22 protein-coding genes and 1 pseudogene are annotated in these 25,329 nt (G+C 68.7%); 9 read left to right on the forward strand and 14 right to left on the reverse strand.

Translation table 11 applies throughout. The features are described 5' to 3' along the window. Nucleotides 1-25: 25 nt before the first annotated feature. The 8 genes and pseudogenes from LDO27_RS00935 to LDO27_RS00970 all read right to left on the reverse strand — a co-directional run bounded on the left by LDO27_RS00935 (nt 26) and on the right by LDO27_RS00970 (nt 11,014). Nucleotides 26-3,163, reverse strand: a complete 3,138-nt coding sequence (locus LDO27_RS00935) for an autotransporter family protein (RefSeq protein WP_224039083.1) — start codon at nt 3,161-3,163, stop codon at nt 26-28. 554 nt (nt 3,164-3,717) lie between these two features. Further along, nucleotides 3,718-5,367, reverse strand: a complete 1,650-nt coding sequence (locus LDO27_RS00940; RefSeq protein ID WP_224039085.1) for a multicopper oxidase family protein — start codon at nt 5,365-5,367, stop codon at nt 3,718-3,720. A gap of 294 nt (nt 5,368-5,661) precedes the next feature. After that, a pseudogene (locus LDO27_RS00945) lies at nt 5,662-6,213 on the reverse strand (UdgX family uracil-DNA binding protein); the annotation flags it as partial. A gap of 153 nt (nt 6,214-6,366) precedes the next feature. Then, complete coding sequence (locus tag LDO27_RS00950) at nt 6,367-7,143, reverse strand: IclR family transcriptional regulator (RefSeq protein WP_222205462.1); 777 nt, start codon at nt 7,141-7,143, stop codon at nt 6,367-6,369. Nucleotides 7,144-7,208: 65 nt separating this feature from the next. Continuing rightward, a complete protein-coding gene (locus LDO27_RS00955; protein ID WP_222205465.1) occupies nt 7,209-8,348 on the reverse strand; it encodes a CaiB/BaiF CoA transferase family protein in 1,140 nt (379 codons plus the stop codon). A 52-nt stretch (nt 8,349-8,400) separates the two neighbouring features. Beyond that, nucleotides 8,401-9,567 (reverse strand): acyl-CoA dehydrogenase family protein, encoded by a 1,167-nt coding sequence (locus LDO27_RS00960; RefSeq protein ID WP_224039086.1) that lies wholly within the window; start codon nt 9,565-9,567, stop codon nt 8,401-8,403. A 10-nt stretch (nt 9,568-9,577) separates the two neighbouring features. Next, the gene (locus LDO27_RS00965) at nt 9,578-10,558 is read right to left on the reverse strand and encodes a Bug family tripartite tricarboxylate transporter substrate binding protein (protein ID WP_224039088.1); all 981 of its coding nucleotides are present in this window, start codon (nt 10,556-10,558) and stop codon (nt 9,578-9,580) included. 54 nt (nt 10,559-10,612) lie between these two features. Then, nucleotides 10,613-11,014 (reverse strand): cupin domain-containing protein, encoded by a 402-nt coding sequence (locus LDO27_RS00970; RefSeq protein WP_224039089.1) that lies wholly within the window; start codon nt 11,012-11,014, stop codon nt 10,613-10,615. 285 nt (nt 11,015-11,299) lie between these two features. Between LDO27_RS00970 and LDO27_RS00975 the strand changes: the two genes are divergently transcribed. Then, nucleotides 11,300-11,545: a type II toxin-antitoxin system Phd/YefM family antitoxin gene (locus LDO27_RS00975; RefSeq protein ID WP_222205476.1), complete on the forward strand. Its 246-nt coding sequence runs from the start codon at nt 11,300-11,302 to the stop codon at nt 11,543-11,545. After that, on the forward strand, nt 11,542-11,928 hold the full coding sequence (locus tag LDO27_RS00980) for a type II toxin-antitoxin system VapC family toxin (RefSeq protein WP_224039091.1): 387 nt from the start codon (nt 11,542-11,544) through the stop codon (nt 11,926-11,928). The genes LDO27_RS00975 and LDO27_RS00980 overlap by 4 nt, the downstream gene beginning before the upstream one ends. Nucleotides 11,929-11,958: 30 nt before the next feature. Here the strand turns inward: LDO27_RS00980 and LDO27_RS00985 are convergent, their stop codons facing one another. Then, nucleotides 11,959-12,849, reverse strand: coding sequence for a LysR family transcriptional regulator (locus LDO27_RS00985; RefSeq protein WP_224039093.1), 891 nt, complete (start codon nt 12,847-12,849; stop codon nt 11,959-11,961). Nucleotides 12,850-12,947: 98 nt separating this feature from the next. On the opposite strand from LDO27_RS00985, the gene LDO27_RS00990 reads away from it, so the two are divergent. From LDO27_RS00990 to LDO27_RS01005, 4 genes are all read left to right on the forward strand, one after another. Beyond that, nucleotides 12,948-14,501 (forward strand): AMP-binding protein, encoded by a 1,554-nt coding sequence (locus tag LDO27_RS00990; protein ID WP_224039095.1) that lies wholly within the window; start codon nt 12,948-12,950, stop codon nt 14,499-14,501. Between the two features lie 13 nt (nt 14,502-14,514). Then, a complete protein-coding gene (locus LDO27_RS00995) occupies nt 14,515-15,693 on the forward strand; it encodes an acyl-CoA dehydrogenase family protein (protein WP_224039097.1) in 1,179 nt (392 codons plus the stop codon). 97 nt (nt 15,694-15,790) lie between these two features. Continuing rightward, nucleotides 15,791-16,774, forward strand: coding sequence for a tripartite tricarboxylate transporter substrate binding protein (locus tag LDO27_RS01000; RefSeq protein WP_224039099.1), 984 nt, complete (start codon nt 15,791-15,793; stop codon nt 16,772-16,774). A gap of 24 nt (nt 16,775-16,798) precedes the next feature. Further along, complete coding sequence (locus LDO27_RS01005) at nt 16,799-17,926, forward strand: CaiB/BaiF CoA transferase family protein (RefSeq protein WP_224039101.1); 1,128 nt, start codon at nt 16,799-16,801, stop codon at nt 17,924-17,926. A gap of 12 nt (nt 17,927-17,938) precedes the next feature. Here LDO27_RS01005 and LDO27_RS01010 read toward each other — a convergent pair whose 3' ends face one another. The 3 genes from LDO27_RS01010 to LDO27_RS01020 all read right to left on the reverse strand — a co-directional run bounded on the left by LDO27_RS01010 (nt 17,939) and on the right by LDO27_RS01020 (nt 19,472). Next, on the reverse strand, nt 17,939-18,262 hold the full coding sequence (locus LDO27_RS01010) for an antibiotic biosynthesis monooxygenase family protein (protein WP_224039103.1): 324 nt from the start codon (nt 18,260-18,262) through the stop codon (nt 17,939-17,941). Nucleotides 18,263-18,285: 23 nt separating this feature from the next. Beyond that, the gene (locus LDO27_RS01015; RefSeq protein ID WP_222205490.1) at nt 18,286-18,687 is read right to left on the reverse strand and encodes a BLUF domain-containing protein; all 402 of its coding nucleotides are present in this window, start codon (nt 18,685-18,687) and stop codon (nt 18,286-18,288) included. 110 nt (nt 18,688-18,797) lie between these two features. Beyond that, the gene (locus tag LDO27_RS01020; RefSeq protein ID WP_224039105.1) at nt 18,798-19,472 is read right to left on the reverse strand and encodes a TetR/AcrR family transcriptional regulator; all 675 of its coding nucleotides are present in this window, start codon (nt 19,470-19,472) and stop codon (nt 18,798-18,800) included. 167 nt (nt 19,473-19,639) lie between these two features. Here LDO27_RS01020 and LDO27_RS01025 point away from each other — a divergent pair, with 167 nt between their 5' ends. Both LDO27_RS01025 and LDO27_RS01030 read left to right on the forward strand, forming a co-directional pair. Next, the gene (locus LDO27_RS01025; protein WP_224039107.1) at nt 19,640-20,407 is read left to right on the forward strand and encodes an SDR family NAD(P)-dependent oxidoreductase; all 768 of its coding nucleotides are present in this window, start codon (nt 19,640-19,642) and stop codon (nt 20,405-20,407) included. Continuing rightward, entirely contained in the window at nt 20,404-21,609 is a 1,206-nt protein-coding gene (locus LDO27_RS01030) for an MFS transporter (RefSeq protein ID WP_224039109.1), read from the forward strand. Before LDO27_RS01025 ends, LDO27_RS01030 begins: the two co-directional genes overlap by 4 nt. 89 nt (nt 21,610-21,698) lie before the next feature. Here LDO27_RS01030 and LDO27_RS01035 read toward each other — a convergent pair whose 3' ends face one another. Further along, on the reverse strand, nt 21,699-23,714 hold the full coding sequence (locus LDO27_RS01035) for an alkaline phosphatase D family protein (RefSeq protein WP_224039110.1): 2,016 nt from the start codon (nt 23,712-23,714) through the stop codon (nt 21,699-21,701). 331 nt (nt 23,715-24,045) lie between these two features. Between LDO27_RS01035 and LDO27_RS01040 the strand changes: the two genes are divergently transcribed. Next, complete coding sequence (locus LDO27_RS01040) at nt 24,046-24,519, forward strand: CBS domain-containing protein (RefSeq protein WP_224039111.1); 474 nt, start codon at nt 24,046-24,048, stop codon at nt 24,517-24,519. 18 nt (nt 24,520-24,537) lie between these two features. On the opposite strand, the gene LDO27_RS01045 is transcribed toward LDO27_RS01040, so the two are convergent. Beyond that, complete coding sequence (locus LDO27_RS01045) at nt 24,538-25,320, reverse strand: SDR family NAD(P)-dependent oxidoreductase (RefSeq protein ID WP_224039112.1); 783 nt, start codon at nt 25,318-25,320, stop codon at nt 24,538-24,540. Nucleotides 25,321-25,329: the final 9 nt, after the last annotated feature.

The raw sequence follows: 25,329 nt of genomic DNA on the forward strand, positions 1-25,329 counted from the left end.
CGCCCGCGGTCACGGCGCCGCGCGGTCACCAGTTGAAACGCAGGCCGACCTTGCCCTCGAAGGCGTAGCTGTCGTCGCCGAACGCGCGCTGATAGCCGACCGAGCCGAACAGCGAGGCGGTTCGCGTCAGTTGCGCGGTCACGCCGCCCTTCAGTTCCCACCAGCTGCCATCGATGCTCGCGGTGAACGGGACGAAGCCGGTGCTGGAGGAGAACGCCGTGCGCGGCTCGCCGCGGAACTCGCGCCACACGCTGGCGCGCAGCCACCCGGTGGTCAACCGTTCGGGATCGCCGTCGCGTTCCACGGTGCGCGCCAGGCGCACGCCGAGGCGGCCGGCGAGGGAGTCCATGTCGCTGAAACGGACCTGCGCGGCGCCATCGTTGCCGTCCGCGTCGCGGATGTTCTGGTAGACGAGCTGCGCCTGCGGCTCGACGACCCAGTTGCCCCGCACCGGCAGCGGGTAGCCGCCTTCGAGCGAGGCCGCCCAGCCGAATGCGTCCACGTCGAGGTTGGGCACGTCCCGCGTGGATTCCGCCTTGCCGTCGTACCACGTGCCTTGCAGGATGGCGTCGACATAGGCACCCGTGCGGGTGTAGTGGGTCCAGTAGCCACCCAGGGTGTAGGCATCGAGCCGGTTGGTGCCGGCCCGGCCGCCCGCGAAGCTGTCGACGTCGCTGCGCGCATAGCCCACCGCGCCGTAGATGCCTGCGTGATCGCGCCGGCCATCCTCCCGCTCCCGGCGGAACAGGTCCATGCCGATCTGTGCGCCGTAGAAATCGTAGTCGTAGCGCGGGCCGTCGCCACCCTGCGCACCGCCCGGATCGCCGTCGTGCCTGCCGTGCGCGCCGATGATGCGGCCCCAGGCGCCGTTGGCGTAGGGGCTCGCCCCGGGACCCGCGCGCCCGCGCAACTGCTCCTGTTCGCCGACCCGCTCGTGCAGCGTGTCGAGCAGCGCATGGCCATAGAGCAGGGCCATGGCGGGCAGGGCGCTGTACAGGGCCACTTCCTGCCGGAAGTTCGGCGCCGGGGCCGGGGCGGGGCCCGGCCCGGGTCCGGGCTGTTCGCAGGGCGGGGTGGTGGGAGACAGCGTGCAGTCCAGCGTGGAGCGCAGGAACCAGTCCTCGCCGCTGGCCGCGGACGCGCCGCCGCGGTAGAGGGCGTATTCGTACGGGCCGGCGACTACGCGCGTGCCGAGGGCGAACGCGCCGGACGCGGTGGTGCCGCCATTGATGCCCTGCACCACGCGGATGCCGTCGCCGGTCGTCAAGGCGCCGGGGCCGGTGGTGTTGCGAATATCGAGCGCGGTGGTCCCGGTGGCCGTGCCGCCATCGATCTGCAGCCTGTCCGAAGGCGAGCCGTCGCTGCCGAGAAACGTGTTCAGCGTCAGCCGGCCATTGGCGCCGGCGTAGTTGGCGACCCGCAGCGTCTTGTAGGCGCCCCCCGGAGGCGGCGGCGCGAAATCGATCGAACTGGCAGCCACGCTGAGATTCGTCAGATTGGAATCGCCGGTCACCAGCCACGACGACCCGCTGGTCATGGCGACATTGGCGGTGTTGCCCGGTTCGGTCAGCGCCGCGCCGCTGATGGCCGAGCGGCTGACCGCGATCGTCGCCGTGGAAGGCGCGAAGGTGACCGCCGTGGTGGGGCTGGTCGTCTCCAGCTCCGAGCCGAACACCAGCGTATCGGGAAACGCCGGGAAAGCGGCTTCGGCGTTGGCGTGCGGACGCGCGAAGTCCAGCGACAGGCTGTTGGCCCCCGGCACGGCGCCCTGGCCGACATGGAGCCAGTATCCGGGCGAGGACACCTGCGTCCCGTCGAGACTGATCTGTGCGATGCCGCCACCCACGCCGATGGCCGGACCGCGCGCGCTGGCGATGGCGCCCCCGGTGATCGACGCCACGCCGGTGTAGCCGTTGCCGCTGGCGATCAGCAGACCCGCCGCGCCCAGTCCGCTCGCCTGCGCGCTGGTGCCGGACAGCGTCAGCGTGCCGCCTTCGAGCACAGCCAGGGCATGTGCGGCATCGCCCTGCGTGGTGACCGCGATATCGGTGAGCCGTGCGGTGGCCAGCGCCGGGTCCGCGGCCGCCGCGACCACGTTGACGCCGTATGAAGCCGTGCCCCCGGTAGCGATGCTGCCGTCCGCGAGCGTGAGGCCTGCGCCGGACGCGGCCACCACGCCGTGCGCGCCCGCTCCGGCCGTGGCAATGGTCACCGTATCGAGCGCGGCGCGCGAGGCGGGGCCGAAGCCGAAGACGCCGTGGGCGGCCTGCCCCTGCGTGGCGATGTCGAGACCGGAGATGGCGGACGTGGAGGCCTCACGGGCGAGCATCCCCCACGCGTTGTCGCCCGCGGTGGCGATCCGCACGTTTCTCCCGTTGAAGGTCGATACCGGCGCGGCGTCCACGCCGGCAACGCGCAGGCCGATGCTGCCGGTGCCGCGCGTCTCGATGTCGATATCGGCGAAGTCGCCGTTGCCGCCGAGCTGGAAGTTCGCCCCGTAGGCGGAGGCGCCCGTGGTGACGATGCGCAGCCGCTGCGCGGTGGCGGTGGCCTCGTGCACCAGCACGCCGGCGGCGCCGAGTCCGGTGGTGGCCACGGTGCTGTCGCTGACGGCGAGCGTCGCGTTGACCTGCGAGGTCAGTCCGTAGGCTCCCTCGCGATTGGGCATCTGGTCGCCGGTGGTGACGACCTGGACGCGTTCGAGCACGCCGCTGGCCCCGTTGGTGACCACCACGGCCGATGCGCCGGTGCCGCCGGTGCCGATGGCGGCGTCGGCCAGGGACAGGATTGGCTGGCCGCCGATGGCGTTCGCGCCCATGGCGTAGACGCCATAGGAACGCTCGCCTCCCGTCAGCACGGTCAGCTGGGTGCCGGTCACCATCCGCACCTGCGCCGGATTCGTTCGCGCATCGACGAAGATGCCCAGCCCGCGATTGGCGGTGGGACTATCGGTGCGCAGTTCGATGCCGGCGCCCGTGCTGGCCGGATGGGTGCGATCGAGCACCACCGAGCCATTGGTACTGACGATGGCGAAGTCGCCGGAAACATCGGTGTCGACGATGGTGCCACCGACGATGGTGGCAGTGCCGCCCGGAGGCGGCGACACCGTCGTGGCCGTCACACCGGGCCCCACCACGGTCTGCGCGCCGGCGACGGTGGCCATGCATGCCAGCGGCACGGCGAGCAGGGCAAATCCGGAAAATGGCCGATTGGCCCGAGACGGTCTTGCCGACCCGTTGCTACGTTGACGGCGATCACTGCGGCTCCGCATCGCGGGCCTCCTTTGAGCGAACCGGTCTGGCGCTGGTGCGATCCGACGCACGCATGCCGGGACGCTCCGACGGTTCGTGACACCCCTGCCGAGGCGACGCTTCAGTTTCGCGCAAGCCACGTCCGCAGAGAACTGAAGAAGTTTCTGCCGTGACATAAACGCTGTCGTCAGGAATGCGGTCCGTGCAAGGCACGCGCGTCGGGACCACGGGCGGGTGTCAGCAAAGGTACCCGCAAGGCCACCGGTGTTGGACGGATGTGTCGATAACCAGGGTTCGGCCATGCGTTGCCGGCCGAGCGGCGGATTGTGGGCGGCCAAGCTAGCGCTTGCTGTCGGATTCGCTGCGCATTGTCGGTTTTGGCGGTTGCGCCGATTGCATGGCCCCGGGGCGAGGCAAACGCCCGCGGCGATCGCGCCGCGAACATGCACGGGGCAGGGAGAAGGACCTAGCGCGGCAATGGCGTGGAAGGCGCCGCGGCGGCCACCGCGGTGCGGCCATCCGAGCGGCAGATGGCATCCTGCCAGGGCGCCGGTGGCGCCAGTCGCTGGCTGATGGCGCGGGGCAGCATGGACTTCCAGGTGCTGGCGAGCGAGGTCGCCTGGATGACGTTCATGCGGGCGGCAGGCAGCGCGCTCTGGCCCGGCGGCAGTACCACGATGTTCGCCATCATGCCGCCGTCCTCGTGTTCGACGATGTGGCAGTGGAACACGAAGCGGCCGATCATCAGCGGATTGGTGAAGGGAATGATCACCTTGACCTCGCCCGGCACGCCGTTCTGCTGAAAGGGCAGGTCGATGACGTCCCTCAGCCCGCGCTCGTCCACGTCCTCGTTGTTGATCGACGTGACGAGGAAGTCGAGCTGGTGGATGTGGAACACGTGCCGTTCGCCGCTGACATTGCGGATGGTCCATTCCTCGACGTCGCCCAGGTTGACCGTCACGTCGTCGCGGCCCACGTCGTATTCCTTGCCGTCGATGAAGAAGGTGTTGCCGTCGGCCGTTTCCGAGAAGACGACGGTGCGGCGGCGCGTGATGGGCAATGCCGCTACCTGCTCGGGCGTCAGCGTGTCGCGCCGCACCGCCGGCTCGTCGATGCGCGCCAGCAGGTTGGCGGTGTCCTGCGGCTGGCCGCCCACGGCCAGCGTGGCGAGCCGGACTTCGGGATTGGGATCGCCTTGCGGGCCGGTATCGACCGCGAGCGTGCGGATGGCGTAGCTGCCCGCCGCATCGGCCGCGCGCACGATCAGCGTGGAGCGCGAGCCGGGGGGCAGGAACAGCGATGTCCGCGCCTCCGGGCGGGCCCGCACGTTGCCGTCGCGGGCGATCTCCCACCATTGCAGGCCGTCGATGGCCAGGTCGAAATACGCGTCGGCGCCCACGTTGCCCACGTGCCAGACCTGCATCTCGCCGGGGCGCAGGTTCAGGGTGCCGCCCAGCACGCCGTTGATGGTCTTGGTCAGCGGCGCGCCGTCGTCGGCACCGGGCAGCTGGATGTCCTTGAGCAGGAAGTGGCGCTCGGTCAAGCCGGCGAACGCAGGGAAATGGTCCAGCAGGCCGTCGATCACCATCAGCCCGGACATGCCGCTCAGAATCTGCGGCTCGACCAGGCCGTGCGGGTGCGGGTGGTACCAATGCGTGCCCTGCGGATGGTCCACGGGCACGCGCCACGTGTAGAGATAGTCGGCTCCGGCCCCCACGTGCAGGAAGATGTCATCGGCCGGCGCGAGCGGGGAGATCGACATTCCGTGGTAGTGCAGGTTCGTTTCCTGCGGACCGTCGATCTCCACCTCGGCCTTGCCGATGCGATTGCGCAGCGTCAGCGCCAGCCGGTCGCCGCGGCCGAGCTTGATCACCGGTGGCACATAGGTGTCGTTGAAGACGTTGGAGGTGATCGTGGTGCCGGCCACCTCGACTTTCGCGGGGGCCTGCCGCAGCGTCAGTTCGAGCACGCCGTCGCGGCTTGCCGCCACCTGCGGCTGCGGAATCGTGTCGGCCGGCTGGCCATCGCCGCCGCCTCCGCCCCCGCATCCGACCACCGCGGCGAGCAACAGGGCCGCTGCGGCGGCGGGGCGCATCGGCAAAGGCCTGCTTTCCATGTCAGCGTGTCCTTTCACGAACCGGTAGGCGGCAGGCATGCCATGTGGCTACGCCGCTTTCTCGGCCATTCTAGGAAACGCCCGTCGTCTTTTCCGCTGTTATTTTTCGTCCTTGCCGCCACCCCCGCTCTTGTCCGGCCGTCTCGTCCCTTTTCTGGCGGCGCCCGGCGCGGTGGCGCGCTTGCGGGCGGCCGTGCCGGCGGCAGGCGTCTTCGGTGTAGCCACGGCGCCGGCATCGGCCGCCTTCGCGGTAGTCGTTGCCGTGCTCCTGCCCTTGCGCGGCGGCGGCGCCGCCGACAGCCGCGCGGCCATCCGCAGCGCCTCGACGATGCGCTCGAAGGCGGCCTGCTTCGCAGCTTGGTCCGGCACGCGGAGCACGTAGGAGGGGTGATAGGTGGCGATGACCTTGCGGCCTTCGTGCTCGATGGCCATGCCCAGCACCTTCGATATCGCCACGGTCTTCTTGCCGAGCACGGCCTTGAGCGCCGTGGCGCCGAGCGTCACCACCACGTCCGGGCGCACCGTGCTCAGCTCGGATTCCAGCCAGTAGCCGCAGGCCTCGATTTCCTGTTGCGCCGGCGTCTTGTGCAGGCGCCGCTTCCCGCGCGGTTCCCATTTGAAGTGCTTGACGGCATTGGTCATGTAGACCTTGTCGCGCGCCAGGCCGGCGCGTTCGAGGGCGGTGTCCAGCATGCGGCCCGCGGGGCCGACGAAGGGAGCGCCTTGCAGGTCCTCCTGATCGCCGGGCTGTTCGCCCACCACCATCACGCGGGCCGAGGCCGGGCCCTCGCCGGGTACGCCCTGCGTGGCGTTGCGCCACAGGTCGCAGCGCCGGCATTCCTCCAGCGAGCGGGGCGCCTGGTCGTCGGGATGGAGTGCGTCCGGCTTGGCGTTGTCGTCTGCGGGACGGGTCACGTGGACTCCCTGGCATGGCGATGGCCCATGATAGGCCTGCGCCACGGGATCGCTCAAGCACGCCGTCCGCCTGGCGGCGGCGCGTCAGGCGCCGTGGTCCTCGAGCCTGGCGCGCGCGGTCAGAAGCGCGGCGGCGATGTCGGCGGCCTTTGCCTCGACGCGGTTGATCGGCCCGGCCACCGACACGCCGTGGGCGGTGCCCGCGAATACCACGGGCACGGCAATCGCGCCCAGGTCCGCCAGCGACTCGCCGAAGTTGCAATACCAGCCGCGCTCTCTGGAGGCGTCCAGCTCTTGCTGCAACGCTTCCTTCGTGCTCACCGTACGCGCGGTCAGCGGCGCGAAGGTCGCCCGCGCGAGATAAGCCTCGCGCTGCTCGTCCGGCAGCGCGCCGAGAATGGCGCGGCCGATGGAATTGGTATGGGCCACCCGGATGTCGCCCGCGGTGGCCGTGTAGCGCACCGGGTTGAGCGATTCGACCACATCGAGATAGACCACGCGGCCGTCGTCCCGCAGCTTGCCGAAGATCACGGTTTCGCCGGTCTGCTCGCGCAGCGAGTCCAGCACCGGCTGCACGCGTTCGAGCAGCGGATCGTTGGCGGCGATCTTCTGCGCCATCGCCAGCAGCCGCGCGGTGGGGTAGTACCCCTGCCTGCGCCCGGTATCGTAGAGATAGCCGAGCGAAGTCAGCGTCCGGATCAGGCCCAGGCAGCTCGACACGGGCGCGCCCAGCAGCCGCGCCAGCTCGGTCAGCGTCAGCGAGCGGCCTTCGCGCGCGAAGATCTCCATGATCTCGATCACGCGCAATGCGGTCTTCACGTTCGAGGTGCTTGCCTTCTCGGCCAGTTCCGCTTCCGCCATCTGTGTTCCTTGCCCGCCCGTTTCGCGATCGTCAGGCCGGTAGTGTAGCCGGCGCTGGTTCGGCACTACTCCAGCGCTTCCGGCCAGCGCCGGATATTGCCGGGCGTGCGCGAGAAGCGCGTGGGAATGCCCGCGGCGCGCACGCGCCCCTCGCTCGGATGATCGTATTCGAAGAACATGCCGGTGGCGCGCAGATGCGGGTCGTCGAACAGCGCGTCGAAGGCGGGCACTTCGCTGTGCGGAATGTCCTCGTGTTCGAGCAGCGCCAGCCACTGCGCCGTGGTGCGCGTGGCGACGATCTCCGCCAGCGTGGCGTACAGCGTGTCGATATTGGCGCTGCGCCCGGCCGCGTCGGCATAGCGCGGATCGCTGGCCAGCTCCGGATGGCCCGATAGCGCGAAAAAGCGCGCCCATTGCCCGGTGGTGTAGGGCAGCAGCGCGAGATGGCCGTCCAGCGTGCGATAGGGCTTGCGATGCCGCGACATCACGCGGGAATAGCCGGCGCCGCCCAGCGGCGGCACAAAGCTCTGGCCGGCCAGCTGTTCCACCGCCAGGAAAGAGACCAGCGTCTCGTACATGGGCACTTCGATGGCCTGGCCCACGCCCGAGCGCTCGCGTTCGTACAGGGCCATCGGGATGGCATAGGCGACCGTCAGCCCGGCCACCTTGTCGGCGAGGATGGTGTTGACGTACTGCGGGCCCTCGGTGGAGTTGGCCCCCTGGAACTGGGCCATGCCGCTGCGCGCCTGGATGATGTCGTCGAAGGCCGGCTGTCCCGCATAGGGTCCGGCCTCCGAATAGCCATAGGCGCCGCAGTAGATCAGGCGCGGATTGGCCGGGCGCAGCGATTCGTAGTCCAGGCCGAGCCGTTGCAGCGACCGTGGGCGCACGTTGGAGACGAACACATCGGCGCCGGCGATCAGCGCCTTCAGCTCGCGCAGGTCGGCCTCCCGCTTGATGTCGAGCACCACGAAGCGCTTGTTGCGGTTCAGGTTCAGGAAGGCGGCGCCCATGCCCGGATGGCGGGCCGGCGCGGCATGGCGGAACACGTCGCCATCGGGCGATTCCACCTTGATCACATCGGCGCCCATGTCGCCGAGGATCTGCGTGGCGTAGGGGCCCATGCCCACGGAGGTCATGTCGACCACGCGGATGCCGGCGAGGGGCCCGGTTGCCGGGCTGGCCGGCGTGTCGGAATCGGTCATGGTGCGGTAGCGTTGGCGCGGCCCCCATCGTCCCGATGCGGGCCGGCGCACGTCAGTAGGACTTGGGCAAACCCAGCACGCGCTCGGCGATGAAGCACATGATGAGCTGCGGGCTCACCGGGGCGATGCGCGGGATATAGGACTCGCGCAGCAGGCGCTCGACGCGGTACTCGCGCGAATAGCCCATGCCGCCCAGCGTCAGGATGGCGGTCTGGCAGGCGTTGTGGCCCGCCTCGGCGGCCAGGTACTTGGCGGCATTGGCCTCGGCGCCGCACGGCAGCCCCGCGTCGTAGCGCGCCGCGGCTTTCATCACCATCAGGTTGGCGGCTTCGAGCTGCATCCACGCCTGCGCGAGCGGATGCTGCACCCCCTGGTTGGTGCCGATGGGCCGCCCGAACACCACGCGATCCTTGGCGTACTGCGTGGCGATGGCCAGCGCCGCGCGGCCCAGGCCCACGGCTTCGGCGGCAATCAGAATGCGCTCGGGATTGAGCCCGTGCAGGATGTATTCGAAGCCCCGGCCTTCCTCGCCGATCCGGTCCTCCTCGGGGATGAACAGCTCGTCGATGAAGAGCATATTCGAATCGACCGCGGCGCGTCCCATCTTGTCGATCTCGCGCACCTCGATCTTGTCCCGGTCCAGCCGCGTGTAGAACAGCGACAGGCCCTCGGTGGGCTTGCCGACCGACTCCAGCGTCTCGGTGCGCGCGAGCAGCAGCATCCGATCGGCCACCTGCGCCGTGGAGATCCACAGCTTGCGGCCGCTGACGAGGTAGCCGCCGTCGACCTTGTGCGCGAAGGTCTTGATCCTGGTGGTGTCGAGCCCGGCGTCGGGCTCGGTGACCGCGAAGCAGGCTTTCTCGCGTCCCGCGATCAGCGGCGGCAGGAAACGCTCGCGCTGCGCATCGCTGCCGAACACCACCACCGGGTTCAGGCCGAACACGTTCATGTGCACCGCCGAGGCGCCCGACATGCCGGCGCCCGATTCCGAGACGGTCTGCATGACGAGCGCCGCCTCCAGGATGCCGAGGCCCGCCCCGCCCAGTGCCTCGGGCATCGCCACGCCAAGCCATCCGCCTTCGCACAGCGCCTGATGGAACTCGTGCGGGAAGGTGTGCGACGTGTCGAGCCGGTCCCAGTACTCCATGTCGAAGCGCGAACACACCGATTGCACGGCCTCGACGATGGCGCGCTGCTCGTCGCTGATTTCGAAATTCACGGTGCTCCCCTTATTCCGGTTGGATGCCGGCGTCCTTGACCAGCCGGGACCACTTCTGGATCTCGGCCGAGACGAAGCGGCCAAGTTCGGCCGGCGTGCTGCCGAAGGGCTCGAAGCCGAAACCGTAGTACTGCGAGGCGTACTGCTTGTTGGACACGATCGCGACCAGCTCGCGGTTCAGGCGCTCGACCACCGGCGCCGGCGTGCCGGCCGGGGCGAACACGCCGTTCCACGAGGTGATATCGAAGCCCTTGAGTTCGGGCGCGCTCGCCATTGGCGGCACGTCGGGCAGCAGCTGGCTGGTCTGCGCCGTGGTCACGGCCAGCGCGCGGAGCTTGCCGGCCTTCACGTTGCCGATCCCGGCGGCGAAGTCCACGAACATCATCTGGATCTGTCCGCCCATCACGTCGGTCATGGCCGGCGGCGTGCTCTTGTACGGCACGTGCAGCAGCTTCAGCCCGGCCATCTTGGCGAAGGTGGCGCCGGCCACGATGCCGGTGCTGTTGCCGCTGCCATAGCTCAGGCCGGGATTGGCCTTCGCGTAGGCGATCAGCTCGGGCAGCGTCTTGACCGGCAGCGCGGGGTTCACCACCAGCATGAAGGGCAGGTTGCCCATGCGCGAGATCGGCGTGAAGTCCTTCACCGGGTCGTAGCGGATCTGCTTCATCAGCGACGGGTTGGCCGAATGCGTGGTGTTGGTGGTCATGAACAGCGTGTAGCCATCGGGCGCCGCCTTGGCGACGTATTCGGCCGCGATGGTGCCGTTGGCGCCCGGCTTGTTCTCGATCAGCACGGGCTGGCCCAGCGACTCGCCGAGGTACTTGCCGGTCAGCCGCGCGACCGCATCGGTGCCGCTGCCGGCGGCGAAGGGCACCACCAGGCGGATCGGCTTGGACGGAAAGGTATCGGCCTGGGCCGGGGCCGACAGCGCGGCCAGCGCGGCGGCGCAGCCCGCCACCAGCGTGCGCAGCGCCTTTGCGGTTGAGGTCATGAGGTGTCTCCTGGATGTTGTTATGGGTGATGGGCGGCGAGGGTGTCGCCCGCTTCAGGCGGGTCGCACCACTCTGTCCGGCGATTCCTCGTAGGGCGGGGAATAGATGACCAACAGCTTGACGGGTTCGTCGCTGATGACCGTGAACACATGCATCAGGTCGGGCGGGAAGAAGCAGCAGTCGCCCGGCCCGAGTTCGCGGCTCTGACCGCCGACTTCGGCCAGCGCGCGGCCTTCCAGCACGTAGCACACCTGCTCGATACCCGGATGGGCATGGGGCAGCGCGCCCTTGCCCTTCTCGATGGTGCCGTGCACCACCTCTAGGTGGCGCGAGCCCACGGTGTCGGGGCTGATCAGCCGGCGGTTGGTGGTGCCGACATGGTTGGCGGGGTGGTAACCCTCGACCTGGTCGAGGGAGACGAAATAGGTCGGTGTGGGGTTGGGCGCGGTTGTCACTGGCTTGTCTCCGAGACCGGTGCTTGGTCTTGTTTTCATAAATATGAAGTGAAGTTTAGCTATGTGAATTCTGGCGTCAATGGGTAAGTGGCGGGGGCAGGGTATACCGGGACGGGCTTCGGGCCTGACGCGCGACACCTAGCCTGCCTTCGGTTTGCTCCCTCCCGCCCGCGGGAGAGGGACCGAGGGTGAGGGCGAACGTCTGCGATGCTGATGTCGTCAGTGCTTGCCCGCGCCCTTTTGTTAGACTAGACTAACCGGGCTTAGTCCAATACTCACGCCATTATGCAAACCGTCAACGTTCATGAAGCAAAGACGCATCTGTCTCGTCTGATCGATCAGGCGGCGAAGGGAGAGCCGTTCATCATCGCCAAGGCTGGCAAACCGCTGGTCAAGGTGGTTCCGCTTACGTCTCCGGACCCGGGCCAGACCAAACGATTGGGTTTTCTGAGCGGGCAGTTGCAGGTGCCGGACGACTTCGATCGCATGGGTGATGGGGAAATCGAGTCGCTATTCGGCGGTAGACCATGAAATTGCTCCTCGACACGCATCTGCTGCTCTGGGCTGCAGGCATGCCGGAACGATTGTCGGCGCCTGCGCGCGCGATCATCGAGGCACGCGACTCGGTGTTGTTCTTCAGCGTTGCCAGCTTGTGGGAGATAGCCATCAAACGGGGAGTTGGACGGACGGACTTTCAGGTCGATCCGCGTCTTTTGCGCCGCGGCCTGTTGGACAACGGATACAGCGAACTGCCGATTGCAAGCGAGCATGCCGTTGCCATCGACAGTCTCCCGCCGCTACACAGGGATCCGTTTGACCGGCTGCTGGTCGCGCAGGCAACAGTGGAGGGCATTACGCTATTGACCAGCGATTCGTTGGTAGCGCAATACCCTGGCCCCTTGAGGCTTGTCTAGCGCTGGGTCCAAGCGCTTTCCGCCCCGTCCTCAACTCAACCGCTCCTCCAGAATCTCCACCATCCGCTGCGCCAGCGGCGACAGGTAACCGCCCGCGCGCGACATCACGCCCACGCGCCGGCGCAGGTCCAGCTGCTCGGTGCCCAGGTCCAGCGGACGCAGGCGCATGCCGACATTGACGCCCACCGCGCTGGCAATGCTCAGCAGCTGCGTGCCTTGCACGAGGTGGAACAGCGAGGCGCTGCCGAAATCCGTTTCGATCCGCAGTTTCGGCGCCGGCAGGCCCTGTTGCCGGAAAGCGGCTTCCACCTGCTGGCGCAGCACGATATGCGGGCCGGGCAGCAGCCAGTCCTGATCGACGAGGTCGGCCAGCGTCAGGCCGCGCCGGCCCAATAGCGGATGACCGGGATCGGCAACGACGGCCAGACGGTCGTGGAACAGCTCGCGCACGACGAACTCGCCCACCCGTTGGCGCGGAACGGGCGCCAGCGCCAGGTCCAGTTCCCCCTCGATCAGCAGGTCCATCAACTCCGGTGCCAGCTTGCGCACCAGCCGCAGGCGGGCCACGGGCCGCTCGGTCATCAGCTGCCGGCAGGCCCCCAGCACGAGCGGGTTCGGCATGGAGGGCGAATACCCCAGGCGCAGCACGCCCAGTTCGCCGGTGCGCATGTCGCCCATTTCCTTGAGCGCGTCCTCGTATTCCAGCCGGATGCGCCGGGCGCGGTCGATGAACGCGGCGCCCGCCTGTGTCGGGCTCATGCCCCGCGCAGTGCGCTCGAACAGCGGCAGCCCGATCTGCGCCTCCACCCGCTGGATGGCCTTGGTGAGCGCCGGCTGGCTGATGCCGAGCGATTCCGCCGCGCGGCCGATGCCGCCCTGCGTGCTGACGGCCAGTACGTATTCGAGGTCGCGTGTCTCCATTTCGGCATTCCTTGTGGTTATGGCTTTATAGCCGACGCATCATTGCGGTGATGCCTCCCATCTTACAGACTGCGCAAAAGCACAGTCAGGAGACACCAATGACCTTCGCCTACTTCCTCCAGCGCGCCGCGCGCTATTGGGGGGACAACACCGCCGTGCTGGCGCGCGACAAGGCGCTGACCTATCGCGAGCTGGACCGCCGCTCGACGCGGCTGGCCAATGCCCTGCTCGGCCTGGGCCTGTCCCGCGGCGACCGCGTCGCCGTGCAATCGCGCAACTGCGCCGAACTCGTCGAGATCGAATGCGCGCTGTACAAGGCGGGCCTAGTCAAGGCGGCCCTCAATCCGCGCTTCACGGCGATGGAGGCCTCGGACGTGGTGGAGAACTGCACCCCGCGCGTGCTGATCGCCGGCGCCGGCTACACGGGCTATTCGGCGCAGACGCCGGGCTTCGGCTCGGTGCAGACCTATGTCGCCATCGGCCATCCGGCACCGGGCTACATCAGCTACGAGTCGCTGATCGCCGGCGGCAGCGACACGCCGCCGGACTATGTGCCCGCCGCCGACGATCTGGCCGTGCTGCACTTCTCCTCGGGTTCCACCGGCAAGATCAAGGCCGCGATGCAGACCTACGGCAACCGGATCGCCGCGCTGCGCAAGGTGGTGATGGGCATGGACCGGCCGGCGCGCCCGGGCGACCGCCTGGCGCTGATCGGCCCGGTCACGCACGCCTCCGGCATGCTGATGCAGCCCTATCTGTACACCGGCGCCACGCTGGTGCTGTTCGACAAGTTCGAGCCGGCCCACTTCCTGGCGGAGGTGGCGAGGCTGCGCATCACGCACGTGTTCATGGTCCCGGCCATGATCAATATGCTGCTGGCCGAGCCCTCGCTGGCCAAGGCCGACCTCTCCAGCCTGAAGACGCTGGCCTATGGCGCCGCGCCGATGGCGCCCGCGCGTATCGTCGAGGCGTGGGAGCGCTTCGGACCGATCCTGTCGCAAGGCTATGGCGCCAGCGAATCGACCTCCGGCGTCACGCGGCTGTCGACCACCGAGCATGCCGAGGCCATCGCCAACGCGCCGCACCGGCTCGCCTCCTGCGGCCGGGCGCTGGGCGAGACCGAGGTCCGCGTGGTCAACGAGCAGGGCCAGGAAGTGCAGGGCGACGAGATGGGCGAGATCGTGATCCGGGGCGAAGACGTGTTCCAGGGCTACTGGGGCGAGCCGGAACTCACGCGCGAAGTGCTGGTGGACGGCTGGCTGCGTACCGGCGACCTGGCGCGCGTGGACGAGGACGGCTTCATCTATCTGGTCGACCGCAAGAAGGACATGATCATCTCGGGCGGCTTCAACGTGTATCCGACCGAGGTCGAGGCAACGCTGTACCAGCATCCGGACGTGATGGAGGCGTGCGTGATCAGCGTGCCGGACGACACCTGGGGCGAAAGCGTCAAGGCCGTGGTGGCGCTGTGGCCGGGGCGCGAGGCCTCGGCGGCCGACCTGATGGCGCATTGCCGCGCCCGCATCGCCGACTACAAGACGCCGCGCTCGGTGGACTTCGTTGGCGAACTGCCCAAGAACGCCAGCGGCAAGCTGGCCCGCAAGCTGGTGCGCGAGCGCTACTGGCAGGGCGAAACCCGCCGCGTGAACTGACAGGGGACCACCAATGTTCGACCATCTGACCAACCCGGTGCTGGCGCAGACGCGCAGCGAGATCCAGCGCTTCATCGACACCGAGCTCAAGCCGCTGGAGGCGGAGCTGGGCCTGGGCTCCGAAGATCCGTGGCCGAAGGAGGTGCTGCGCCGCGTGTGGCGCCGCTCCAGCGAACTGGGCCTGTACGCCGCCTGCCTGCCGGTCGAGCTCGGCGGCAAGGGGCTCAACATCAGCGAGCAGTGTGCGCTGAAGGCCGATCTGGCGGCCAGCGGCTGCACGCTCGCGCCGCACGTGCTGGGCGACCTGGGCGGGCCGCCGCGCGTGGGCAACATGCTCAAGTACGCCACGCCGCAGCAACTGCGGGACTATTTCCAGCCGGTGATTCGCGGCGAGAAATCGACCTGCTTCGCGCTGACCGAACCGCATTCGGGTTCGGATGCGCAGAGCATCAAGACCTCGGCCGTGCCCGATGGCGACCAGCTGGTCATCAACGGCACCAAGCACTTCATCAGCGGCGCGCCGTTTGCCGATTTCGCGATCGTGATGTGCGTGACCGACGCCACCGTGACGCCGCCCGCGATTACCGCGGTGCTGGTGGACCTGGACCTGCCCGGGGTGACGGTGAGCACCGAGTACGTGCCGATGTCCGGCCAGCATATCGACGGCGACATCCTGTTCGACAACGTGCGGGTGCCGCGCGCAAATATCTTCGGCGGCGAAGGCAATGGCTTCAAGCTGGGCATGTCGCGCATCAACGTGAACCGCCTGCTGCACTGCCCCTCGATGCTGGGCCTGGCCACGATGGCCTACGAGTCGTCGCTGCGCTATGCCGGCCAGCGCCGCCAGTTCGGCGGACCGATCGCGCGCTTCCAGGCCATCCAGCACATGCTGGCGGACATGGCCGCGGCGCTGTGGGCGTGCGAGAGCATGATCGCCCAGACCGCGGCGCTGGCGGACGCGGGCGGCGACCTGCGGATGAAGGCCGCCGCGTGCAAGCTGTTCGTGTCGGAGCGATGCTTCGAGATCGCGGACAAGGCCGTGCAGATCCACGGCAATGTCGGTGTGACGCGGGGCCACCCCGTCGAGCAGGCGTTCCGCAAGCTACGCATGTTCCGCATCTTCACCGGCACCAGCGAGATCCAGCGCAATACCATCGCCAAGGCGATCCTGGACCCCGGACCGGCGCGGTAATCGCCGCGGTGCTTGCGCGGCGATTGCCGCGACAATCGCCGCCTTGCCACCATTCCTATCCGACGCAGACCACTGCGCAGCAATACGGAGACACGATATGAACCGTCGTAAATGGCTTGCCACCGCAGGCGCCGCCGCCATGGCAGGCGTCCTCCCGAGCGCCTGGGCCGCGGCCGCCTGGCCCAATCGTCCGATCCGCCTGATCGTGCCCTTCCTGCCCGGCACCTCGCCCGACAACATCGCGCGCGCGCTGGCGGCTGAACTGGGTCCGCGCCTGGGCCAGCCGCTGGTGGTCGAGAACATGCCCGGCGCGGGCGGCATCATCGGCGCCAAGGCGCTCAAGCGCGCCGCCGCCGATGGCTACACGCTGGGCATGCTTGCGAACGCCCACGTCATCAATATCCATATGTACAAGGAGGCGCCGTACGAACCGGCGCGGGACTTCACCGCCATCGGCGCGCTGTCCGGCGGTCCCACGGTGCTGGTCGTGCCCGCGAAGTCGCCGTACAAGACCGCCGCCGACCTGATCGCCGCGATGAAGCGCGCCCCGGGGGCCATGAACTACGGCTCGGGCGGCAAGGGCAGCATCGCCCATCTGGCCGTCGAATCGATGCTGCACCAGACCGGCACCGAGGCCGTCCATATTCCCTACAAGGGCGCCACGGAAATCCTCTCTTCGATGATGATGGGCCAGACACAGTTCGGCATGCCCGTGCTCGGCACGGCCACGCAGTTCCTGCGCGACGGACAGATGCGGGCGCTGGCCGTGTCGACCGCGGCGCGCTCGCCGTACTTTCCCGACGTGCCCACGCTGACCGAGGCGCTGCCGCCGGGATTCGTCATCGACAACTGGAGCGGGCTGTTCGCCCCGGCCGGCCTGCCCGCGCCGCTGGTGCAGCGGCTCTTTGCCAGCGTCAAGGAATTGCAGGACGGCGGCAAGTTCGACGCGCTGCTCAAGGCGAATGCCGGCGAACTGCGCCGCAGCGAATCGCCCGCGAAGTTCGCCGAGCAGGTACGGGCCGAAACCAGCCGCTATGGCGCGTTGATGAAATCCATCGGCATGACGCCCGACATGGCGTAAAGGCGGCCCATGCCGGAAGACGCCATGAAGCCCGAGTGGTCCTGCCTGAAGGACGTGAGAATCCTGGACCTGAGCCAGTTGCTGCCCGGGCCGCACGCGACCACGCTGCTGATGCAGCTGGGCGCGGATGTGATAAAGGTCGAGCAGCCCGGGGTGGGCGACACCTCGCGCCAGTTTGGGCAACGGGTCTTTGCGCAGTGCAACCGCGGCAAGCGCTCGGTGGCGCTGGACCTGAAGGCGCCGGCCGACCGCGACGCGTTCCTTGCCATGGTGCGCGAGGCCGATGCCGTGGTCGAAGGTTTCCGGCCCGGCGTGATGCGGCGGCTGGGACTGGACTACGCGGCGCTTGCCGAGGTCAATCCCGCCGTCGTGCTGTGCTCGATCTCGGGCTTCGGCCAGAGCGGGCCCTACGCGGAGCATGCGGGCCACGACCTGAACTATCTCGCGCTGGCCGGGTATTGGGCGGTGCCGGCGCAGGTGGATGATCTGGTCTCCCGTCCGCGCGCGCGGGTTTCGGACTATGCCGCCTCGGGCTACGCAGCGCTCGCGCTGGCCGTGGCCGTCATGAGCGCCCGGCAAAGCGGGCAGGGGCAGCATCTGGACGTGTCGATCCACGAGGCAATGCTGTCGTGGACCGCCCATGGCGCCTGGTCCGCCCGCACGCGAACGGACGAAACGGACGAAACGGACGATCCGGACGACGGGCCGCTGGTGATGCCCGACAACGACCTGTTCGAGACCGCGGACGGGCGCCACCTGGCCATGGGAATTCTGGAGAACAAGTTCTGGCTGCACCTGCGGGATGCGCTGGGGAACGATTGCCCGTGGCTGCGCGACGAGCGCTTTGCCACGCGGGCCGGCCGTCAAGGCCACCAGCGCGAAGTCAGCGGGCTGTTGAAGGCAATGTTCCGCTCGCGCACGCTGGCCCAATGGCGTGCCGCATTCGAGGGGCTGGACCTGCCGTTCTCGCCGGTGCTGAACGCCGACGAACTGTTCGCCGATCCGCATGTACGGGCCCGTGGCATGGTGCGAGAGCTCGACGACGGGCGGGCGATCGCGCTACGGTTCCCGGTGCGGTTCTCGCGCGGCCTGCCGGACAGCGGCACGCACGCGCCGGCATTGGACGAGCACGGCGGGCGCGCCGGGGACTAGGCGGGCGCCGCGTCAGTCGCGCGCGAAGCCGTAGTCGCGCTCCACGCGGCAGATGCGGGTCTTGTACGCCGCGTACCACTTGTCGCGCCCCTGCTGCTGGGCCATCAGGTGCGCGGCGTTCTGCTTCCATGCGGCGATGGCCTCCAGGCTCTCCCAGTAGGAGACCGTGATGCCCGTCTCTTCCCGCGCCGACTCGACGCCAAGAAAGCCCGGCTGCCTCGCCGCCAGCGCCACCATCGCGTCGGCCATCTTCCCGTAGCCGTCGTCGCCCTCGGTCCGCACGGAGGTGAAGATCACGGCGTAGTAGGGGGTATCGGGAGTCGGAGCGATGGTCATCGAAGGTTGCGCGGAGCGGTTGATTACATCGAATCCGATTCGCTGGCGAAGCGCTGGAACGCGGCCACCAACTCGACCTGTTCGAGCGAGCACAGCACGGCGCGCACCGAGGTGGTCTCGTCGTCGATGAACAGATAGCCCAGCGTCCAGGCGCTGAAACGGCCCGGGCTGGCCGGAATGCCGCAGGCCAGTTCCTCGATGCTGTGGTGATGGCGCGACGCCAGGATGCGGCGCCGGGCCTCCTGGATGCCGCTCACCGTCCCTTCGATGTACTGGTAGAACGAGGTCCCGTCGTACAGCAGGATCCCGGTGATGCCGTGCTGCCGGTTGAACGCCCGCGACTGCACGATGATGTTGGTCAGCGCGCTCGGCGCCAGGTTTGGCATGGCCACGCTGGCGTAGGCATAGCAGGATTGTGTTGTCATCTGGTTCCAGGGTGCGGGACGGACCTGGGGACCGCACGCGCGTTCTTCTGTCGGGATTTCAGGCCAGTAGGATAACGGCCCTTGGGTGACAGGCCAAGGCAAGTTTGTACTTAACGCCCTCGGCCCTGGTTGGCCCCGGCCATGGCGCTTGCCCGGCTCGATTGTGGACCGCGTCGGCGCCCGGGCGTCGGGCACAGCGCGTCCCACCCCGCCATCGCGCAGTCGATGATGCGCTGCAACCGCTGGCGCGGGGCGCCGTTGCGCGCCTGCAGCGACAAGCCCTGCAGCACTGTCTCGTAGTACGACGCCACGCCGGGGATATCGACGTCCGGCCCGATTTCTCCCTCGTCCGCGGCGCGGCGCAGCCGGCGCCGGATCGCCTCGCCCACCGCGCTCATATTGGCCGTCAGCATCTGCTTCACCGCGGTTTCCCGGTCCGGGCAACCCGCCGCCGCGGAAACCACCAGGCACCCCCGCGGCGTGGCGGGATCGCAGTACGCGTCCGCGTTGCTGCGCAGCATGGCCTCCACCCCCGCGCGCGCCGTGGGCGCGGTGGCAAGGGCGTCGTCCGTCAGGTTCATGGTCTGCTGGTAAAGGCCCGTTGCCTCGCGGAACAGCGCTTCCTTGTCGCCGAAGGCGGCATACAGGCTCGGCCGGTTGATGCCCATGGCAGTGGTCAGGTCGCTGAGCGAAGCATTCTCGTAGCCCCGTTCCCAGAAGACATGCATGGCCGCGCGCAGGGCGGCGTCGCGGTCGAAGGTGCGGGGGCGTCCGCGCTGGGTCATGGTCGGGTGCCGAATATTTATGTACCGGTCCGATGATAATTCTCTTGACCTGTCCGGGCAAGCTTGCCAATAATTTGTATCGAGCGGTACAAATTTCGGCGCGTCGCCGCCCCAGGGCGGGCTTACGGCGCGTCGACCTCTTCCCCTGATACGTGAAGGAGCATCCCATGGACAAGTCAGTCACAACACCGGCGCCCGTACTTGCCGGCAAGATCGCGCTGGTCACCGGCGGCAGCCGCGGCATCGGCGCGGCCATCGTCGAGCGGCTGGCGCGCGACGGCGCCGACGTCGCATTTACCTATGTCAGCGCGGAAGCGCGCGCCCGGGACACCGCGCGGGCGGTCGAGGCACTGGGCCGCAAGGCCCTGGCGATCCGCGCGGACAGTGCCGATCCCGATGCAGTCGCGCAGGCCGTACAACGCACCATCGCAGCGTTCGGCCGGATCGATATCCTGGTCAACAACGCGGGCATCTTCCATGCGGCCCCGCTGGAAGAGCTCTCCACCGCCGACTTCGACCGCACCATGGCCATCAATGTGCGTGCCGCCTTCGTCGCCGCGCGCGAGGCAGCCGCCGCGATGCCCTCCGGCGGACGCATCGTCAATATCGGCAGCAATCTGGCCGTGCGCGCCTTCGGCCCCGGCCTGACGCTCTATACGGCCAGCAAGGCGGCGATCGCGGGCCTGACGCAGGCGCTCGCCCGGGACCTTGGGCCGCGCGGCATCACGGCCAACGTGGTGCATCCCGGTTCGACGGACACCGACATGAATCCGGCGGACGGCCCGGGCGCGGCGCACCAGACCGCGATGATGGCAAGCGCCGGCGGCTACGCCGCGCCGGCCGACGTGGCCGCGGTCGTGGCCTTTCTCGCCAGCCCGGCGGCGCAATCGGTCAACGGCGCCGCGTGGACCGTGGACAACGGAACCAATGCATGACGGCCGGCCGAGCCTGCGCCACGCGGGGCGGGATCGGACTGGAGGGACTGGTGGTCGCCTTCGGCGCGGCCATCGTGGTGACGGTCGAGTTCGTCGTGATCGGACTGTCGCCGCTGATGGCCCAGTCCCTGGGCCTGTCGCTGGAGGCATCGGCCCGCTTCATGATCTGGTTCGCCATCGGTTCGGCGGCCATGGGGCCGTTCGTCACCATCCTCACGCGGCATTGGCGTGCGGATCATGCGCTGATGGTGGCGCTGCTGCCTTTCGTCGCCGGACTGGCCATGCCATGGATGCGGGACGCCGGGATGCTAAGTGCGCTACGCCTGTTGCAGGGCGCCACGCTGCCGCTTTATATCGGCATTGCGGCGGACGCGCTGGGGCGGCTGTGGGGCCGCGATGACCGGGCAGTGGCGCGCATCTATCTGGGCGTGACGGTCGGCAGCGTGCTGGGCGCGCCCCTCGGCGTGTTTATCGCGCAGCGCGCGAGGTGGGACGGCGCGTTCGCCATTCTCGGCGCAATCGCGTTGTTGGCCGTTGCGCTGATCGCGGTGCAACCGCGGCTGCGTATCGCTTCCTCCGCGCCGGCGTCGATGGGCAGCCAGGTGAAGGCGGTTGCGCGGCCGCAAGTGCTCGCGCATCTGGTGCTGTCCGCCCTGCATTTCGCCGCCATGTTCTGCTGCTACGGCTACCTGGGTGCGTTGCTGAGAATGCGCGAGGCGGACGAGTCCACCATCGGCTGGCTGCTGCTGGCGTTCGGTGCCGGCGGGCTCGCCGGCAACCAGTTCGCCGGCCGCATGGCGGGGCGCTCTACGCGCGCGCTTTCCATCGTCACGGCGGCGTCGATCGCCATGGCGGCGGTGGCCGTGACGCAGCTGGCTCTGGGGCGGGCTGCGACGGTGTTGCTGCTGCTGTTGTGGGGCGCCGCCCATGCCGCATCGTTTGTCGTGTGCCAGTTGCGCGTGGGGCGCGCGGCGCCCGCGGCGCCGAGGCTGGCCTCGGCGCTGAACATCTCCGCGGCCAATCTCGGCATCGCCGCGGGGCCCGCGCTCGGCGCGGCCGCCTTGCAGGCGGGGGCGCTGCCGGCGCTCGGGTGGACGGGTTTCGGCCTTGGGGTACTGGCCATGGCTATGGCATTGGCGCTCACGCATGCCCATGCCAGCACGGGCATTACGGACCGTGGCGACAGGCGCCGCCGGGAGTGATCGCACGCGGGCGAAGTTCTCGTTCAAGGAACATTCCCGCGTTCATACGAGCCCGACGGCGGCTTGCCAGCTTCCCCGCGCCCCTCACATTACACGGCGTTAACCACCGCGCTGCCCGCCGGCACCTCGAACGTGCGCGTGCTCGCCGTTGCGGGCTGGGCCGGCGCGACGCCATTCTCCAGGCGCTTGAGCTTGTGGAAGGTGCAGCTCAGCTTCTCCGGTGTGAGCGTGACCACGGCATAGCCGTGGGTATCGGTGTCGGCATGGGCGATCCAGGGATTGAACGCCTCCAGCGTGGCGTTGAAGGTGTTCACCACGGTATCGCCAATCCGCTCGTAGACCAGCGGCGCCGCGGCGGCGAAGGTGGGATTGGAATCGACCACTTGCACGAAGTTGTTCTGGAACGAGCCGCTGGAGAAGCCCGCCGTGACCAGGTCCACCATGACCGGCACCGGCGACGGCGTGTCGTAGTCCTCCATCACCACGCCGGCGAAGAACGCATGGATGTCGCCGGTCAGCGCCACGACGTTGCCGATGCCGCGCGTGCGCAGGAAGGCCATCAGCGCCTTGCGCTCGGCGTTGTAGCCGTCCCACTGGTCGGCATTGAGGATGTATTCGTCCAGCAGCGACACCGACGGCAGGCGCGCGTCGAGCGCGGGCCGCAGCACGTTGTTGAAGGTGGTGGCGTCGATGCCGGCAGGCGCCAGCACCGCCTGCAGCGCGGTGTAGGTCACGCTGGGATAGGTGCCGTTGTTGCGCGCCGCGGCCAGGTCGGTGACCAACGCGGCGGCCATCGAGCCGCGTAGCGGGGCGAGCGCGGAGTTCAGCTGCGCCAGGCCCGCCGCGAGCAGGTCGGCGATGGCCTGCAGGCCGTCCAGTTCCATGCGCAGCAGCGATACCTCGTTGCCCCACAGCTTCCAGGTGGTGCCGCCCGCGCTCATGCGCTCCTCCCACCAGGCGCGCTGGCCGTCGCCCAGCATCGACACGGGCGTCAGCGCATTGCCGGCGCTGGCCGTCTTCTGCGCCTCGGCCGCCGCCAGGGTGGACTTGCGCACGAAGAAGCGGCTGCCGATCTCGCTGCCCACCGCGGCCTCGGAGACGATATGGTCTGCCCGATACAGGCGCTGGTCGGTCATCACCAGGCTGGCCAGATTGCCGAAGGTGAACTCGCGGTAGATCTGGATATTGAGAAAGGACGGGTTGGCCGCGTCGAAGCTGACATCGGCCGGCATGAACTCGAACCATGCCTGGCTCGCGCCCCGGCGGCGGGCGGTGCTGGGCGACTGGTCATCGTCGGCATCGTAGTTCGCGCGGTCCTGCCAGCAGTCGTTGGAGAATTCGTGGTCGTCCCACACCGCGATCATGGGGAAGCTGGCGTGCAGCGCCTGCAGCCGGGGATCGCTGCGATATGCCTTGTACAGGTAGCGGTAGTCCTCCACCGTCGTGGCGTGGACCATGTCGTCGGGCGCCGGCGCGCCGTTGGGCAACGTGAGCGGCGGGTGGCGGTCTTCCACCAGACCCGCCGGCTGGGTCGCGGGCACGGCCTCGTAGATGTAGTCGCCCACGTGCACGACGAAGTCCAGGTCTTGTGCCGCCAGTTCCTCCATGCCGGCCCAGTGGTTCAGGTTCCAGTCCTGGCACGAGACGAAGGCGAAGCGCAGCTGCGACAGCGGGGTGCCCGGGGCCGGCGCGGTGCGCGTGCGGCCCACGGGGCTGGTCCGGTTGCCGACCACGAAGCGGTAGTAGTACGTGGTGGCGGCGGTGAGGCCGATCACCTTGTTGCGCAGCGTGTAGTCCCACTCGGGCAGCGCCTGCAACTGGTCGTCGACCAGCAGCGTGCCGAAGTCGGCTTGCGTGGACACCTGCAGGCGCACCGGTACGGGCTGGCGGCCATTGTTGCCCTCCACGCGCGTCCACAGCATCACGCTGTCGGGACGCGGGTCGCCCGAAGCGACGCCATGCTGGAACGTGAACAGTTCGGGATTGCCGGGCGGTGGCGCGGGTGGCGCTTCCGGATTGTCGTCACCGCCGCAGGCGGTCAGGCCGCCGGTGGCGACCGAGACTGTCACGAAACTACCCCATTTCAGAAACTGGCGGCGGTCCATTGTTGTTCTCCGAGGGCTGTGGGGGGATGAGCCTTGCTTTGCGACGAATGCCCTCGCGGCTCGAGAGGGCGGAAGAATCGGGGGGAAGGTACCGGGCTCAGCCGGGGTGGACGCCCGCGTCGGGTAATAACTGCGCGGCAGCGCAAATCCTTCGCGGGTGTCGCTGGCGGCCGCTCGTGAGCGCGGGGCGCCGCGGGCTGGAACACCTCTTGCGCGTTGGTGGGCAAGATTGCCGCGAAACGCCTTTCGCCGGCATCCATGGCCGGGAGCCCGCGGCGGGTGGCGTCACTTCCCGCATCCGGCCGGCCAGCCAACACCGAAGGAGAGCACCATGGCAACCCAATCCACCCAGTCCGGGTCCGGCGGCAACGTCCTGCACCTGCGCGACGTGATGAGCCGCGATCCGGCCTTTGTCTCGCCGGACGAGACCATCCAGCGCGCGGCGCAACTGATGGACGAACTCAATGTGGGCGCGCTGCCGGTATGCGACGGCCGCCGCCTGACCGGCATGATCACCGACCGCGATATCACCATCCGCTGCACCGCCGCGGGCAAGGCGCCCGACCAGGCGACCGTCAACGAGGCCATGTCTGCCGGTACGCAGTGGGCCAAGGAGGACGACGACGTCGATACCGCCCGCGAGATGATGGCCGAGCGGCAGATCCGGCGCCTGCCCGTGGTCGACGCGAACGATCAACTGGTGGGCATCGTGTCGCTGGGCGACCTGGCCACCAAGGCCGGCGATACCGCGCAGGCCGGCGAGACGCTGCTGGACGTCTCCGACCCGGCGGAGCCGGATCGCTGAGAACGCCGCGCGCATGGCTCAGGCCCCCTGGCCCTGGAACAGCATCAGGGCGCCGTCCACCACGATGGTCGCGCCCTGGATGTAGCGCGCCTGCGGCGAGGCGAGGAACGCCACGACATGCGCGACCTCCTCGGGCGTGCCGGCGCGCTTCATCGGAATGGATTGGACCTGCTTCTCGCGCACGCTGGCATCGTCGATCGCCGCCTGGTTCATCGGCGTAAGGATCATGCCGGGCGCGACGTTGTTGACATTGATGTTCTTCTCGGAGACCTCGAGCGCCAGCGTGGTGGTGAGGTTGCGCAGTCCTCCCTTGGAGGCGTCGTAGGCCGATGCGCCCGGCATCGGGATCTCCTGGTGGACGCTGGTGATGTTGATGATGCTGCCGTGCCGGCCGCTGCCATCGAGCCCGCGGATAAAGGCGCGGCAGCAGTAGAACGGCCCATACAGGTTGGTGCGGATGGTCTTGTCCCAGTCTTCGTCGGAAAGGTCTTTGACCGGCACCCCGTTGGCATTGATGCCGGCGTTGTTCACCAGGATCGTCGGCAGACCCAGCTGCTGGCGCACCTGCCCCAACATGCGGTCGACTGCCGCGGAGTCGGTCTGGTCCAGTTGCAGCGTCACGGCCTTGCGGCCGCAGGCCTGGATGGCGGCCACGGTCTTGTCGGCGCCCTCGCGGTCGCTGTGATAGAGCACCGCAACATCCGCGCCCTGGCGGGCGAGCGCGATGGCGCTGGCCTGGCCGATGCCGGAGTCCGCGCCGGAGACGATCGCGATTTCGTTCTGCAGGGTAGGAGTGGTCATGGCGGCAAG

Source organism: Cupriavidus respiraculi (assembly GCF_914271545.1).
In the GTDB taxonomy this organism is placed as follows: Bacteria; Pseudomonadota; Gammaproteobacteria; order Burkholderiales; family Burkholderiaceae; genus Cupriavidus; species Cupriavidus respiraculi.

What these genes read in the sequence shown, in the direction of transcription:
- LDO27_RS00935 (WP_224039083.1), bottom strand. Translation starts at nt 3,163, where the DNA reads ATGGCCACCGTCGCCGGCGCGCAGACCGTGGTGGGGCCCGGTGTGACG.
- LDO27_RS00940 (WP_224039085.1), bottom strand. Translation starts at nt 5,367, where the DNA reads ATGGAAAGCAGGCCTTTGCCGATGCGCCCCGCCGCCGCAGCGGCCCTG.
- LDO27_RS00950 (WP_222205462.1), bottom strand. Translation starts at nt 7,143, where the DNA reads ATGGCGGAAGCGGAACTGGCCGAGAAGGCAAGCACCTCGAACGTGAAG.
- LDO27_RS00955 (WP_222205465.1), bottom strand. Translation starts at nt 8,348, where the DNA reads ATGACCGATTCCGACACGCCGGCCAGCCCGGCAACCGGGCCCCTCGCC.
- LDO27_RS00965 (WP_224039088.1), bottom strand. Translation starts at nt 10,558, where the DNA reads ATGACCTCAACCGCAAAGGCGCTGCGCACGCTGGTGGCGGGCTGCGCC.
- LDO27_RS00975 (WP_222205476.1), top strand. Translation starts at nt 11,300, where the DNA reads ATGCAAACCGTCAACGTTCATGAAGCAAAGACGCATCTGTCTCGTCTG.
- LDO27_RS00980 (WP_224039091.1), top strand. Translation starts at nt 11,542, where the DNA reads ATGAAATTGCTCCTCGACACGCATCTGCTGCTCTGGGCTGCAGGCATG.
- LDO27_RS00985 (WP_224039093.1), bottom strand. Translation starts at nt 12,849, where the DNA reads ATGGAGACACGCGACCTCGAATACGTACTGGCCGTCAGCACGCAGGGC.
- LDO27_RS00990 (WP_224039095.1), top strand. Translation starts at nt 12,948, where the DNA reads ATGACCTTCGCCTACTTCCTCCAGCGCGCCGCGCGCTATTGGGGGGAC.
- LDO27_RS00995 (WP_224039097.1), top strand. Translation starts at nt 14,515, where the DNA reads ATGTTCGACCATCTGACCAACCCGGTGCTGGCGCAGACGCGCAGCGAG.
- LDO27_RS01000 (WP_224039099.1), top strand. Translation starts at nt 15,791, where the DNA reads ATGAACCGTCGTAAATGGCTTGCCACCGCAGGCGCCGCCGCCATGGCA.
- LDO27_RS01005 (WP_224039101.1), top strand. Translation starts at nt 16,799, where the DNA reads ATGAAGCCCGAGTGGTCCTGCCTGAAGGACGTGAGAATCCTGGACCTG.
- LDO27_RS01010 (WP_224039103.1), bottom strand. Translation starts at nt 18,262, where the DNA reads ATGACCATCGCTCCGACTCCCGATACCCCCTACTACGCCGTGATCTTC.
- LDO27_RS01015 (WP_222205490.1), bottom strand. Translation starts at nt 18,687, where the DNA reads ATGACAACACAATCCTGCTATGCCTACGCCAGCGTGGCCATGCCAAAC.
- LDO27_RS01020 (WP_224039105.1), bottom strand. Translation starts at nt 19,472, where the DNA reads ATGACCCAGCGCGGACGCCCCCGCACCTTCGACCGCGACGCCGCCCTG.
- LDO27_RS01025 (WP_224039107.1), top strand. Translation starts at nt 19,640, where the DNA reads ATGGACAAGTCAGTCACAACACCGGCGCCCGTACTTGCCGGCAAGATC.
- LDO27_RS01030 (WP_224039109.1), top strand. Translation starts at nt 20,404, where the DNA reads ATGACGGCCGGCCGAGCCTGCGCCACGCGGGGCGGGATCGGACTGGAG.
- LDO27_RS01035 (WP_224039110.1), bottom strand. Translation starts at nt 23,714, where the DNA reads ATGGACCGCCGCCAGTTTCTGAAATGGGGTAGTTTCGTGACAGTCTCG.
- LDO27_RS01040 (WP_224039111.1), top strand. Translation starts at nt 24,046, where the DNA reads ATGGCAACCCAATCCACCCAGTCCGGGTCCGGCGGCAACGTCCTGCAC.
- LDO27_RS01045 (WP_224039112.1), bottom strand. Translation starts at nt 25,320, where the DNA reads ATGACCACTCCTACCCTGCAGAACGAAATCGCGATCGTCTCCGGCGCG.